This is a genomic window from Bacillus sp. ISL-45 (assembly GCF_018613195.1).
Lineage (GTDB): Bacteria > Bacillota > Bacilli > Bacillales > Cytobacillaceae > Mesobacillus.
In genome coordinates, this window is the sequence record NZ_JAGGQQ010000005.1 from 1 (window position 1) to 14,011 (window position 14,011).

11 protein-coding genes are annotated in these 14,011 nt (G+C 45.3%); 8 read left to right on the forward strand and 3 right to left on the reverse strand.

Going from position 1 to position 14,011, the window contains the following annotated elements; all coding sequences use genetic code 11:
* Positions 1-330 precede the first annotated feature (330 nt).
* A complete protein-coding gene (gene ytrI / locus J7E35_RS05465; protein WP_214777770.1) occupies positions 331-834 on the reverse strand; it encodes a sporulation membrane protein YtrI in 504 nt (167 codons plus the stop codon).
* A 1-nt stretch (position 835) separates the two neighbouring features.
* Complete coding sequence (ytrH, locus tag J7E35_RS05470) at positions 836-1,213, reverse strand: sporulation membrane protein YtrH (RefSeq protein WP_214777772.1); 378 nt, start codon at positions 1,211-1,213, stop codon at positions 836-838.
* A 116-nt stretch (positions 1,214-1,329) separates the two neighbouring features.
* Between ytrH and dnaE the strand changes: the two genes are divergently transcribed.
* The 8 genes from dnaE to J7E35_RS05510 all read left to right on the forward strand — a co-directional run bounded on the left by dnaE (position 1,330) and on the right by J7E35_RS05510 (position 12,531).
* Positions 1,330-4,680 carry a DNA polymerase III subunit alpha gene (gene dnaE / locus J7E35_RS05475; RefSeq protein ID WP_214777774.1) on the forward strand — a complete coding sequence of 1,117 codons (3,351 nt, stop codon included), beginning with the start codon at positions 1,330-1,332 and terminating at the stop codon, positions 4,678-4,680.
* 198 nt (positions 4,681-4,878) lie between these two features.
* Positions 4,879-6,117, forward strand: coding sequence for an NADP-dependent malic enzyme (ystJ, locus tag J7E35_RS05480; RefSeq protein WP_214777776.1), 1,239 nt, complete (start codon positions 4,879-4,881; stop codon positions 6,115-6,117).
* A gap of 67 nt (positions 6,118-6,184) precedes the next feature.
* Entirely contained in the window at positions 6,185-6,748 is a 564-nt protein-coding gene (locus tag J7E35_RS05485) for a GntR family transcriptional regulator (RefSeq protein WP_251009620.1), read from the forward strand.
* A gap of 174 nt (positions 6,749-6,922) precedes the next feature.
* Positions 6,923-7,801, forward strand: coding sequence for an acetyl-CoA carboxylase, carboxyltransferase subunit beta (accD, locus tag J7E35_RS05490; RefSeq protein ID WP_214777778.1), 879 nt, complete (start codon positions 6,923-6,925; stop codon positions 7,799-7,801).
* Complete coding sequence (accA, locus tag J7E35_RS05495) at positions 7,786-8,763, forward strand: acetyl-CoA carboxylase carboxyl transferase subunit alpha (protein ID WP_214777781.1); 978 nt, start codon at positions 7,786-7,788, stop codon at positions 8,761-8,763. The genes accD and accA overlap by 16 nt, the downstream gene beginning before the upstream one ends.
* A 310-nt stretch (positions 8,764-9,073) precedes the next feature.
* Positions 9,074-10,033, forward strand: a complete 960-nt coding sequence (gene pfkA / locus J7E35_RS05500) for a 6-phosphofructokinase (protein ID WP_214777783.1) — start codon at positions 9,074-9,076, stop codon at positions 10,031-10,033.
* Between the two features lie 32 nt (positions 10,034-10,065).
* Positions 10,066-11,826, forward strand: coding sequence for a pyruvate kinase (gene pyk / locus J7E35_RS05505; RefSeq protein ID WP_214777785.1), 1,761 nt, complete (start codon positions 10,066-10,068; stop codon positions 11,824-11,826).
* A gap of 318 nt (positions 11,827-12,144) precedes the next feature.
* Positions 12,145-12,531 (forward strand): FxsA family protein, encoded by a 387-nt coding sequence (locus J7E35_RS05510; RefSeq protein ID WP_214777787.1) that lies wholly within the window; start codon positions 12,145-12,147, stop codon positions 12,529-12,531.
* Positions 12,532-12,827: 296 nt separating this feature from the next.
* Here the strand turns inward: J7E35_RS05510 and ytvI are convergent, their stop codons facing one another.
* Complete coding sequence (gene ytvI / locus J7E35_RS05515) at positions 12,828-13,955, reverse strand: sporulation integral membrane protein YtvI (protein WP_214777789.1); 1,128 nt, start codon at positions 13,953-13,955, stop codon at positions 12,828-12,830.
* Between the last annotated feature and the right edge of the window lie 56 nt (positions 13,956-14,011).

Below are 14,011 nucleotides of genomic sequence, written 5' to 3' on the forward strand. Positions count from 1 at the left end.
AAGAAAACATGGTAATTATGACAGGTTTCAGGGTTGAGAGCACAAAGCTGTCAAGAAAACGTGGTAATTGTGACAGGTTGCAGGGTTGAGAGCACAAAGCTGTCAAGAAAACATGGTAATTATGACAGGTTTCAGGGTTGAGAGCACAAAGCTGTCAAGAAAACGTGGTTATTGTGACAGGTTGCAGGGTTGAGAGCCCAAAGCTGTCAAGTAAAAGCCGGGATTATGACAGCTTTCATGCAGAACGCTACAAAGCTGTCAAAGAGCAGCTGTAATCGCAAGGATTTTCCATGCTCTCACCCAAACCAGGCATGAATACTGGCTCCCCGATCAATCCAGGCTAATCTCCACCTGAATGCTGACGGATGTATAGATGACCATCGACTTGATTTTCAGCTTATAGCGTTTGTCATTCACCTTAATGGATTTGTTTTCTATGACCTTGGTGATCAAATCCCTGCTTTTAAAAACCGAATCTAAATCCTTGGCAAGAAGCATGTTCAACTGCCCCTTGGTTTCCTCCTCGATCTCGTAGATACTTAGCGTATCAAGCTGCTTATATTTTTTATCATTGACGATTTTCACTTTGATCTCCTGGACAGTCAAATTCTCTTGATTCTTCTTGTTTAGCTCTTCGTAATCCTCCATCCAGATCTGGATATCGCTTTTCAGGTCGGCTATTTCATCCTTCTGCTGCTCAATTTTTTTTGCCTGTTTTTCCATCCAAACACCATGAATGTATAAAAATAATACCCAACTCAGGAGAGCGCCTATGGCCATACCAGAAAAAAATCTCTGCCACTCAGGTCTGCGGTAATAAGGAGGGATTCTCATTTTATACATGCTCCTGCGTCAGCCAGTTGATCAGCAGTGCTCCTGTCTGCGCACCGCCCATGGCTGTGAGGATCAAAAGGAACTGCTTGAAAATATCTTTCGTTTCACCGTTTAAAAGACCGCGTTCAAAGCTGTAGACAGTATCAAAGGTACCGCCGATCGCAGCAATGATCGCCCATATACGGATGGAACTTGAGAAGCGCGCAATTTCCGTCATCAAAGGCTGTCCTGTCAAAAAAGCGGCTAATCCGCCAATCAGCGAGCCGCCAAGCAAAACACCGAGCGCGATAAAATAGGCTTCGAACAGATGGGAAGCAAATGGCTGATTCAAATAAAACACCCTCAGTAAATGGTAGATTTTTTCCTCGTAATTCATCATATGGACAATCTGCAATCAATATGTTTAAACTTCCTTGAAGAAATGAGAACATATTTTCTTTTTTTACCTGAAAAGCCTATAATGAAAGAAGATGAACCTTTAAGGGTGTGAGAGAAATGCCATTTATTCACCTTCATGTCTATAGCGCATACAGCCTGCTCACCAGTACGGCGACAGTAGAGCAGCTAGTCCGCGATGCCAGGGCAAAAGGATTTTCCGCACTCGCACTGACGGATCGCAATGTAATGTACGGAACAGTCGCATTTTACAAAGAATGCCTGAAGAACTCAATCAAACCTTTGTTGGGCCTGACGGTTGACGTTGTCAGCGAGACTTTGGAAGATGAGTCCTTTCCGCTTGTGCTGCTCGCGAAAAACAATGAGGGGTTCCAGAACCTGATCAAGATTTCAAGTGCTGTACAGACAAAATCTCCCGAGGGAATACCGGTGAAATGGCTGAAGCATTATGCTTCAGGACTAATTGCGCTTACTTCTGGGACCCAGGGAGAAATCGAGTATTATTTAGCAAATGGTGAAAAAGAGAAAGCGCTAAAGACGCTGGATTTATATAAGCAGATTTTTGGCAGGGATCATTTTTACCTGGCCATACAGGACCAGGGCCTTCCGGGACAAGAGGAGCTGGTTGAACAGCTGGCAAGGGTGGGTACGGAAACCAGCACTCCACTGGCTGCTTCCAACCAGGTGCATTATCTGGAAAAAGAAGATTCTTTTGCCCAGGAGTGCCTGCTGGCGATCAAAAATGGGGAGAAGCTCCAGGATGATGCCCGTGAAAAGCTGGGCAGCAGTGAGTTCTACCTAAAGCCGGCAAAAGAAGTGGGCGAGCTGTTCTCGGATTATCCAGAAGCATTGGAAAATACCCTGAAAATAGCAGAGGACTGCAATGTCATGCTTGATTTCGAAACAAGGCATCTGCCAAAGTTCCCGGTCCCTCCTGGGAAAAATGCGGATGGAATGCTAGAGGAACTTTGCTTTAAGGGATTAGAAGAGCGATACGGAAATCCGTCCCAACAACACAAAGACAGGCTGAAATATGAGTTATCAGTCATTAAAAAAATGAAATTCAGTGATTACTTCCTGATTGTCTGGGATTTCATAAAATACTCGCGGGAAAGAGGAATCCTCATCGGACCGGGGCGTGGTTCTGCGGCTGGTTCAATCGTTTCATATGTATTGTACATAACGGATGCAGACCCGATTGAACATAGCCTTCTCTTTGAAAGGTTCTTGAATCCTGAACGTATTTCAATGCCAGATATCGATATCGACTTCCCTGATAACCGCAGGGATGAGGTTATTGAATATGTCGCGGCAAAATACGGGGAGCTTCATGTAGCACAGATTGCAACTTTTGGAACACTTGCCGCGAAAGCAGCGGTAAGGGATGTTGGCCGCGTATTCGGCTTGAACGCGAAGGAGCTTGATCGTCTGTCAAGGCTTGTGCCATCAAGGCTTGGCATTACCCTGAAAGATGCAATCGAGGAATCTGCCGGGTTAAGGAGTTTTATCGAAGAATCGTCCAAGAATAAGAGAATCCTTGAAACGGCAATGAAACTCGAAGGCTTGCCCCGGCATACGTCCACACATGCTGCGGGAGTTGTAATCAGCGAACAGCCGCTTACAAATGTCGTGCCGATCCAGTCCGGCCAGTCGAAGGTGTTCCTTACTCAATATTCAATGGATCACCTTGAAGAATTAGGCTTGTTGAAGATGGACTTCCTGGGCTTGAGGAATCTGACCTTAATAGATTCGATCCTTCAGTCCATCAAGCAAAAAACAAGGCGCGAGCTGGACATTCATGATATCCCGGCTGAAGATAAGCTAACCTTCGAGATGCTTGGAAGGGGAGAAACGACAGGTATTTTCCAGCTGGAATCTGACGGGATGAGAAAGGTACTGACAAGGCTGGAACCAACGAGGTTTGAAGATATTGTCGCAGTCAATGCCCTTTATCGTCCAGGTCCGATGGAGAATATTCCATTGTTCATTGACCGCAAGCACGGAAGGCAGCCTATAGACTATTATCATAAGGATCTCGAACCCATTCTCCGGGACACATACGGGGTCATCGTTTACCAGGAGCAAATCATGCAGATTGCTTCACAGCTTGCCGGATTTTCCCTGGGAGAAGCGGATTTGCTGAGGAGAGCAGTTTCAAAGAAGAAGAAGGAAGTTCTTGCCCAGGAACGTGAACATTTTGTAAATGGTTCTGTAAAGAAAGGATATGACACGCAAACAGCGAATCTTATCTATGATTTGATCGTCCGATTTGCTAACTATGGCTTTAACCGGAGCCATGCGGTTGCATATAGCATGATTGCCTACCAGCTGGCGTACCTCAAAGCTCATTATCCGCTGTATTTTATGGCGGCGCTGCTGACGTCAGCAATCGGGAATGATGTTAAGATCGCACAGTATGCAAGAGAACTGCAGCAAATGGGGATCAAACTTCTTCCTCCTTCCATCAACAAAAGTGCCTTCAGCTTCCAGCCAGAAGGGGATGCAGTCCGCTACAGCCTCGCCGGAATAAAAGGAGTAGGAATCGCCTCACTGAAGGAAATATTCCAGGCAAGACGAAACAAGCCTTTTAAGGATATATTCGATTTTTGCATTCGTGTGCCCCAAAAGGCTGCCACAAGAAAAGTGCTCGAAGCACTGATTTATTCAGGCGCGTTCGATGAATTCGGCCAGGACCGCGCCGTCCTTTTAGCGACGGTTGATGTTGCGATTGAACATGCACAGCTTGTGGCCCCTGATGATTCCGGCCAGATTGATATGTTCGCAGAAGCAGAGTTTTCTCTGAAGCCAAAGTATACCGAGGTCGACCCGATGCGGATCGAAGACAAGCTCAGCCTCGAAAAGGACGTACTCGGAGTCTATTTGTCGAAGCATCCCGCTTCCATTTATGAAAAGGAATTCAAGGCAGCCGGTGTCAAAAAGATTGCCTCGAAATCTCCGGGAAGCAAAGTCAGGCTTGGCGTCTATATCACTGAGGATAAGAAAATCCGGACGAAAAAAGGCGAAGCAATGGCGTTCCTTACCATTAGCGATGCAAGCGGGGAAACAGATGCTGTCGTATTCCCGGCTGTATATAAGCAGTACGGAAATGTTTTGGGCCAGGGGAAAATGGCGCTGCTGGAAGGCAAGTTCGATGAACGGGAAGGGAAGAGCCAATTTATCGTGAACCAGGTTATTGACCTTGACAGGGAAGCAAGAAAAGAACCTGTTTTATATTTGCGGATCGCTAAAGGGACGGACAGTGCCGGAAAGATGAATGAACTTAAAGCTTTATTGAAAAAACATCATGGTGCTGTACCGGTTATAGTGTATAACGAAGAAACCGAAAAATCGCTCCTGCTGCCAAACGAGTTCAGTGTAAGCACAGAACAAGGAAGTATTAGAGAACTAAAGAAGGTATTGGGTGACAATAATGTTGTCCTGAAAAATTAGTTCTTTACAAGTATAATAGATGTGTTATATTGGAAAAGGATATGTGTGGTCAGACCACTGAAGACTTTTTCTATAACCAGGTATTTTATTATTGTCGTTTTGGCGAAAATATTGCTCTTCTCTGGTTCATAGCTGAATGGAGTATGGCAAAAGCCAAATTTTGACGAAGAAAGCCTATAACTAAGGAGTGGACCTGAGTTGACTTTACGTGAAGAAGCTTTGCACATGCACCGTGTAAATAAAGGGAAATTAGAGTCAAAATCAAAAGTACCTGTAAGGAATGCAAGGGACTTAAGCCTTGCTTATTCGCCAGGGGTGGCGGAGCCTTGCAAGGAAATATATGATAAGCCCGAAACTGTTTTTGATTATACAATGAAGGGCAATATGGTAGCCGTTGTTTCTGATGGCACAGCTGTATTGGGCCTGGGGAATATCGGTCCTGAAGCAGCCCTTCCAGTAATGGAAGGAAAAGCTGTTCTTTTTAAGAGCTTTGCCGGAGTCGATGCCTTTCCTATTTGTTTGAATACAACAGATGTTGATAAGATTGTCGAGACTGTAAAGCTGCTGGAGCCGACTTTTGGCGGAGTCAACCTGGAGGACATCGCAGCTCCAAACTGTTTCGCTATAGAAGAACGCTTGAAAAAAGAAACGAATATTCCGGTATTCCATGATGATCAGCACGGAACAGCGATTGTCACAGTGGCTGGTCTCGTAAATGCCTTGAAAATTGTCGGCAAAAAAATGAATGAAATTAAAGTGGTCGCGAACGGAGCAGGAGCTGCTGGAATTGCGATCATTAAGCTTCTCTATTCTTACGGAGTCCGGGACATCATCATGTGCGATACAAAGGGTGCGATTTATGAAGGCCGCTCTAACGGCATGAATGCGATCAAGGACGAAGTGGCTAAATTCACGAACCGTGACAATGTTGAAGGATCACTTGCGGATGCCATCAAGGGAGCAGATGTATTCATCGGAGTTTCTGTCGCTGGAGCACTGACTTCTGAAATGGTCCAGACAATGAATAATAATCCGGTTATTTTTGCAATGGCCAATCCGGTGCCGGAAATCATGCCTGATGAAGCCAAGGCAGCTGGAGCGGCAGTCATAGGTACAGGCCGATCCGACTTCCCTAACCAGGTAAATAATGTTCTTGCATTCCCGGGAATCTTCCGCGGAGCATTGGATGCCAGGGCTACCCATATCAATGAAAAAATGAAGGTAGCTGCTGTTAATGCAATCGCCAGCTTGATTGAGGAATCCGAGCTTTCAAGTGATTACGTCATTCCAGGCCCGTTTGACCCGCGTGTGGCACCTGCTGTTGCGGCGGCTGTTGCGAATGCGGCGATGGAAACCGGCGTCGCGCGAATTAAAGTAGATCCGGAAGAAGTCAAAGAGCGCACCATGCGCCTAGCATTGATTGGAAAAGGTGAGTGATCTCTTAGTGACACAGCCTGAAAAAAGCACAAAGGTTTATGTGGAAATCGTCAGGCAGCTAAGGGAAATGATTAATAAAGACGGCTTAAAGCCCGGGGATAAAATTCCATCCGAACGTGAACTTTCAGAGCGCCTGAATGCCGGGCGCTCCTCCGTTCGCGAGGCATTGCGCGCCCTAGAGCTTCTCGGCTTGATTGAGACGAGAAGGGGAGAAGGAACATTCATCAGGGACTTCCGCGGCAACCAGCTTGTCCAATTATTAAGCACCTTTATCCTGCAGGATGAAAAAGCAAAAAATGATGTTGTCGAAACGAAAAATATGATTGAGGTCGATTGTCTGTACCTGGCAGCTGAAAAGATAAAGGAAGACGAAATCAGAAGATTAAAGGTCTGGATAGATGACCATAATTTTGAGGACGGGGAATTTTTCAGGAAAATTGCCGACCTTGCCGACAATCATCTTTTTTATCGAATTTGGTATATACTGAATGATTATTATAGTGCACTTCAGCTGAAAGTATCAGATGCTGAAAAAGAAGATTATCACAAACTGGTAGACTCACTTGAAACAAAAAGAGGAGATCTGATCCTGGAAAGATATCGCATGCTACGGAAAATGTCGACGGAATGACGACATGAAGTAACATCTTTTGTAGAAAGGATGTTATATACTTGTGGACATGCCTATGATGCCTGGAGGGCAGCCTCTCTTTCTTTTTTGAAAAAGTGGTCTGGCCACTTAGTGCTTTGTTCCTAAATTTAAGGTATTACAAAACAACCAGTATTATTCGGAGGGGGTTTTAACTTGCTTAAGGAGCTTTTTACGAAAACGAAAAAGAAAAAGTACGCGACAATTCCTTCTGAAGCAGCGAAGCAGGATGTTCCTGAAGGAATCATGACGAAATGCCCGAACTGCAAGAAAATCATGTATACAAAAGAACTGAATAAAAATTGTAAGGTGTGTTTCCAATGCGGTTACCACCATCAGATGAATTCAGCAGAACGGATCGATAGCTTTCTCGATGCGGGAAGCTTCCGCGAGCTGGACCGCGACATGATCTCAGGCAATCCATTGGGTTTTCCTGAATATGAGGGTAAGCTCGACAAGGACAGGGAAAAAACAGGTTTAAATGAAGCAGTAGTAACCGGGATAGGCAGTGTGAACGGCTGCGATGTCGCGATTGCGGTCATGGATGCGACATTCAGGATGGGAAGCATGGGTTCTGTGGTAGGCGAAAAGATTACGCGGGCGATTGAAAAAGCCGATGAATTATCCATTCCATTCATCATTTTTACCGCATCGGGCGGAGCGAGGATGCAAGAAGGTGTCCTAAGCTTAATGCAAATGGCCAAAACAAGCGTCGCATTGAAAAGGTTCAGTGATAATGGCGGGTTGATCATCTCAATCATGACTCACCCGACAACAGGAGGAGTTTCAGCGAGCTTTGCTTCATTGGGGGATTACAATCTTGCAGAACCGGGAGCTTTGATCGGATTCGCAGGACGAAGAATCATTGAACAGACAATCCGCGAAGAACTGCCGGAAGACTTCCAGACATCGGAATTCTTGCTTAAGCACGGCCAGCTAGACGCTGTGATTCCGAGGACAGAACTGAAGGAGAAAATTGCGGGAATACTTGAAATCCATCAGCCAGGAGGGACATTCGAATGGCAGGAGAACTAGAATTTGAGAAACCGGTATTGGAACTAAGAAAAAAAATCAGCGAGCTAAAGGAATTTACAAAGACAGCGGATGTCGATCTCACTTCTGAAATAGATAAACTTGAAGCAAGGCTCCAAAAGCTCGAATCTGAAATTTACGAGAACATGAAACCATGGGACAGGGTGCAGATTGCCCGTCATCCGAATCGTCCGACTACGCTTGAATATATTTCTTTGCTATTTACCGACTTCTTCGAATGTCATGGTGACAGGACATTTGGAGATGATGAAGCAATTGTAGGCGGTATTGCTAAGTTTCATGGCTATCCGGTGACAGTCATTGGCCACCAGCGCGGAAAGGATACAAAGGAAAACATCCGCAGGAATTTTGGCATGCCACATCCCGAAGGTTACAGGAAAGCCCTGCGTTTGATGAAGCAAGCTGAAAAATTCAGGCGCCCGATCATTTGCTTCATTGATACGAAGGGAGCTTATCCCGGAAAAGCGGCAGAAGAGCGTGGGCAAAGTGAAGCGATTGCCCGCAATCTATTCGAGATGGCTGGACTTACGGTCCCGGTAATCTGTGTTGTCATCGGCGAAGGCGGAAGCGGGGGAGCACTGGCTCTTGGAGTCGGCAATTATATTCACATGCTGGAAAACTCCACCTACTCCGTTATTTCGCCTGAAGGCGCAGCGGCCATTCTCTGGAAGGATTCTTCATTGGCGAAAAAAGCAGCCGAAACGATGAAGATTACAGCACCAGATCTTAAGGGGCTTGGGGTTATAGATGAAATCATTCCCGAAGTAAAAGGCGGGGCGCATAAAGATCTGAAGCAGCAGGCAAAGTATATGGATAAAGTTTTAAAAGATTCGATGTCCGAACTGCTTGTGCTGGATGAAGAAACATTGCTGAGCCAGCGATATGAAAAATACAAACGAATTGGAGAGTTTTCGTTTCCAACTGAATTTATAGGGGTAAAATAAAACGTGCCAATCAGCACGTTTTATTTTTTATAAAGGCTCAAATTTTATAAAACTTAAGCTTGACAACTCGAGCATGGATCAAAAAGCAACCATCATTGCAATCGCAACTGTGGTAAACATCCTTTTGAAGCGCTTGCAATTACGTGATAATTCCGTCTTATTGTCAATATTGAGGATTCAGTTGAGATACGGTATTCTACGTGGTATTTTAGAAATATTCCCGGGTATTCTGTTCATAATAAGATAAGCTAATAACAGGATACTATTGTGATTAGTTTTTGGTACAGTACATATTGAATGAGGTGAAAAGATGAAAAGAATTGGTGTTTTGACGAGCGGCGGGGATTCGCCCGGCATGAATGCTGCGGTACGTGCGGTTGTTAGAAAAGCCATCTACCATGATGTAGAGGTTTATGGTGTATATGGCGGATACGCTGGCTTGATGAGCGGAAATATTAAAAAGCTGGAACTTGGATCTGTTGGTGATATCATTCATCGTGGCGGAACTTTCCTTTATTCCGCAAGAAGCGAAGAATTCAAGACAAAAGAAGGCCAGCAAAAAGGAATCGAGCAGTTAAACAAGCTTGGTATTGACGGGCTAGTCGTTATTGGCGGAGACGGTTCTTACAGAGGGGCAAAGGCGTTGACGGAGCAGGGCTTCCCTTGTGTAGGTGTGCCTGGCACCATCGACAATGATATTCCAGGAACTGAATTTACAATCGGATTTGATACAGCGCTTAATACTGTTATCGATGCAATCGATAAAATCCGTGATACTGCTTCTTCGCATGAAAGAACGTTTGTTGTGGAAGTAATGGGACGCAACGCTGGAGACTTGGCATTATGGGCTGGGCTGGCAGGCGGTGCAGAAACAATCCTGATTCCTGAGGATCCGCATGATATGAAGGATATAGCTCACCGTCTGAAAAAAGGGCATGAACGCGGGAAAAAACACAGTATCATTGTTGTAGCTGAGGGTGTCATGAACGGATATGATTTCGCGAAGCAACTGCAGGAAGAGACTGACTTTGACACTCGCGTAACAGTCCTTGGGCATGTTCAGCGCGGCGGAACGCCTACAGCATTCGACCGTGTACTTGCAAGCAGGCTTGGAGCACGGGCAGTAGAGCTTTTATTGGAAGGTAAAGGCGGACGTGCTGTCGGAATGGAAAACAATCAACTAGTTGATTACGATATCATTGAAGCTTTGGCAAAAGAACATACTGTTGACTTGAACTTATATAAACTATCGAAAGAGCTTTCTATCTAATCTCTTTACAGTAAACCAGGAGGTTGCAAGCTATGCGCAAAACAAAAATTGTTTGTACAATTGGTCCCGCTAGTGAAAGTGTAGACAAATTGGTTCAATTGATTGAAGCAGGTATGAATGTTTCCCGTCTTAATTTTTCACACGGAAACCACGAGGAACACGCTGCACGTATCAAGAATATCAGAGAAGCTGCAAGTAAAACAGGGAAGAATGTTGGTATTCTTCTTGATACAAAAGGCCCGGAAATCCGTACGAACGATATGGAAAACGGTGCGATCGAGCTAACGACTGGCCAGGAGTGCATCGTTTCGATGACAGAAGTTCTAGGTACTGCAGAAAAGTTTTCTGTTACTTATGATCAGTTGATTGATGATGTACATCCAGGGGCGAAAATTCTCCTTGATGACGGATTGATCGGGCTGGAAGTTATCAGCATCGACAAGGCCAGCAATGAAATTAAAACCCGAGTTCTCAACAGCGGAACGCTTAAAAATAAAAAAGGCGTCAATGTCCCAGGTGTATCTGTTAACTTGCCAGGAATCACCGAAAAAGACGCCAAGGATATACTTTTCGGTATTGAGCAAGGCGTAGATTTTATCGCAGCATCTTTTGTTCGCCGAGCAACAGACGTGTTGGAAATCCGCCAGCTTCTTGAGGAAAACAACGGAACCCATATCCACATCATCCCGAAAATCGAAAACCAGGAAGGCGTCGACAACATCAATGAAATTCTTGAAGTTTCTGATGGCCTGATGGTTGCCCGTGGAGACCTTGGGGTTGAAATTCCGGCTGAAGAAGTACCACTTGTTCAAAAAGACCTGATCAAAAAGTGCAATGTACTAGGCAAGCCTGTTATCACAGCAACCCAGATGCTTGATTCTATGCAGCGCAACCCTCGTCCTACACGCGCGGAAGCAAGTGACGTAGCAAACGCAATCTTTGACGGTACAGATGCCATCATGCTTTCCGGCGAAACAGCTGCAGGACAATATCCAGTTGAAGCTGTACAGACAATGCATAACATCGCATCACGTGCAGAACAAGCGCTTGATCATAAAGAGCTTTTATCAGCCCGCAGCAAGGACACAGAGCACAATATTACGGATGCTATCGGACAATCGGTTGCACATACAGCGTTGAACCTTGAAGTCAATGCAATCATCACGCCGACTGAAAGCGGCCATACAGCACGTATGATCTCAAAATACCGTCCGAAAGCTCCAATCATTGCAGCAACTTCGAATGACCATGTTCTTCGCCGCCTGGCTCTTGTATGGGGAGTATACCCACAGCTCGGCCAGAAAGCAGAAACAACAGACGAAATGCTCGCAATCGCAGTAGAAGAAAGTGTGAACAGCGGTCTTGTTTCCCACGGTGACCTTGTCGTTATCACAGCAGGAGTACCGGTTGGAGAAGCAGGCACAACGAACCTGATGAAGATTCATGTAGTTGGTGATATCCTGGCAAAAGCTCAAGGTATCGGACGTAAATCTGCATACGGAAGAGTAGTCGTCGCAAAGGATGCACAAGAAGCGATCAGTAAGGTAAAACAAGGCAGCATCCTGGTAACAATCGGTTCAGACCGTGAAATGGTACCAGCGCTCGAGAAGTGCAGCGCCTTGATCACGCAAGAAGGCGGTTTGACAAGCCACGCAGCAGTAGTGGGATTAAATCTTGGAATCCCGGTCATCGTTGGCGTAGAAAACGCCATGCAACTATTTGAAGATGGCCAGGAAATCACGGTTGACTCTGCAAGAGGCGTCATCTACAAAGGACATGCCAGCGTTTTATAATCTTAGATAGGTCCCAAATTCAGCGTGAAATCAACTTTTGATTTCACGCTTTTATTTATGTTGCTGAAGTTAGCCCAAGTTCAGACAGCTTTCATAGGAAATGAGGAAAAGCTGTCCGGAGTTGTCCAATATCTGGCAAGATCTCCTCTGGTCTTACCTATTATGTCTGAAGTTGATACAGGGTCAGACAAACTTAAAACTAAATTCATGACAAGTATTTGATCTATAAAGGAATACCGAGCAATCATATTATTGTCTTCCTGACAGCTCGGCACGTATAATAGAAGGACACGCTATTCCAAAACATTGAGGTGGAAAATGAAATATATTTTTTTGTTTTTAGTCATTGTTCCGGCTGCTGAGATTGGTATCCTGCTTCTTTCGGGTCAAACAATCGGCATATGGCCGACGATTCTGCTCATCGTCCTTACAGGTTTTCTCGGGGCTTTTTTAGCGAAGCAGCAGGGTTTGGAAACGATAAGAAGAACTCAGGACCAGCTAAGTAGAGGCATGATGCCTGGAGATGTGATCCTGGATGGGGTGAGCATTCTCGTCGGCGGTACCCTTCTGCTGACACCCGGTTTCATTACTGACACTCTCGGATTTTTACTGCTGGCACCACCGACCAGGAAGTTTTTCAAAGCACTGATGATGAAATTATTCCGTAACTGGATTGATAAAGGTACAATCAAAGTCATTCGTTAACTAAGAAAAGCTCAAGCACCTTGATCAGCCTCGACAAGCACTGCCCGCCTAAAACGCCACATCGTGTGGCTGGCGCATCTAGCACCTCGTGTGCCTCAGTGGGCGGACCGAAGTGACTCGAGCTGCTCAAAGCTAACGCTTCTCGCAAGATACTCCAGGAAGCCTTCTCAGGGATGAAAACTGGCTAGGCACTGGAGCTGGACAAATAGAAAAAGCCAACCCTCATCGGTTGGCTTTTTTTAGTATAAGCTGTCTTCATTTGATCTCAGATCATATCATTCAGCATGACGACAACCTTATTTTATGATGACTTCGTCTTTTCCTTTAATGAAAGACCAAATATCCCGGAATACATTCGCGCGCTGCAGGGTATTGAAAATTACCAGGATGACTGGACCGACGATAAGTCCAAGGAAGCCGATGGTCTTGAAACCGACGAACAGGGCGATCAAGGTCGCCAGCGGGTCAAGGCCTATGCTTGATGAAAGAATTTTCGGCTCCATGATCTGTCTCTGGACCAATACAACAACATACAAAATACCTAACCCGATTGCCGTGCTCATCTCGCCGGCAATCGCCTCATAGATAATCCACGGGACGAAAACTGCACCTGTACCGAGATAGGGGATAATATCCACTATACCGGTAACCAGGGCAATCGTGATGGCATAATCGATACGAAGGATCAACAAACCAATCAGAATGATGACGGTAGTGATCGAAACCAATGTTGCCTGAGCTCTGACAAACCCGAATAAGGCTTTTTTTAAATCGTCGAAAACTGTCTTGCTGCTTGTCCTTGCGCGATTAGGCAAAAGCTTAGTTCCCATTGATGACAATCTATACCAGTCCTTACTTATAAAGAAAGTACCCAGCAGCGAAAAAATAAGGACAGTTGCTGCGTTTGGGAACCAGGACAGAATGTTGGGGATTTTTTCAAAAAAGTCCTTGATAAAATTCCCTGCTGTTGTTCCGATGGTGGCGCCGACATTCTGGATATTATCCAATATGGTATCCTGCTGGCCTGATTCAAGACTTTGGAACATACCGGTTAGCTGGTTGTAAATGGGTATGAGTTGAGCGGCAAATAAATGTTCAATATAATCAATCAAGGTAATCAGATGTTCAGGGACTACTTTCGCAAGGTATTCTGCCCCCGAAGCGATTTCGACCACCAGCAATGTGACCAATCCTGCGAACACCAGCATAATCAGCAAAAGGGAAATGAATACTGCCAGGGATCTAGGCATTTTTGCCTGTGTCTGGAAGAAGTTGACGAGCGGATTCATCATAAAGGCAATCAGGAAGCCGATGATGAATGGATAAGTTACCTTGGAAACGAAAAAAAGTGCAAACGCGCCGGCCACTACTAGGCCGATGACAAAAATGAAACGCAATGTTCTATATAGGTATACGGGATTCAAACAGGTTCCTCCTTTTTGGATACGGTTGTCGATACTGTTTATCCATCGTATAAGCT

Excerpts from the sequence above, each read along its gene's own strand:
- accA (WP_214777781.1), top strand. The coding sequence starts at position 7,786 with ATGGCAGGAGAACTAGAATTTGAGAAACCGGTATTGGAACTAAGAAAA.
- pyk (WP_214777785.1), top strand. The coding sequence starts at position 10,066 with ATGCGCAAAACAAAAATTGTTTGTACAATTGGTCCCGCTAGTGAAAGT.
- pfkA (WP_214777783.1), top strand. The coding sequence starts at position 9,074 with ATGAAAAGAATTGGTGTTTTGACGAGCGGCGGGGATTCGCCCGGCATG.
- ytrI (WP_214777770.1), bottom strand. The coding sequence starts at position 834 with ATGAGAATCCCTCCTTATTACCGCAGACCTGAGTGGCAGAGATTTTTT.
- J7E35_RS05485 (WP_251009620.1), top strand. The coding sequence starts at position 6,185 with ATGATTAATAAAGACGGCTTAAAGCCCGGGGATAAAATTCCATCCGAA.
- dnaE (WP_214777774.1), top strand. The coding sequence starts at position 1,330 with ATGCCATTTATTCACCTTCATGTCTATAGCGCATACAGCCTGCTCACC.
- J7E35_RS05510 (WP_214777787.1), top strand. The coding sequence starts at position 12,145 with ATGAAATATATTTTTTTGTTTTTAGTCATTGTTCCGGCTGCTGAGATT.
- ytrH (WP_214777772.1), bottom strand. The coding sequence starts at position 1,213 with ATGATGAATTACGAGGAAAAAATCTACCATTTACTGAGGGTGTTTTAT.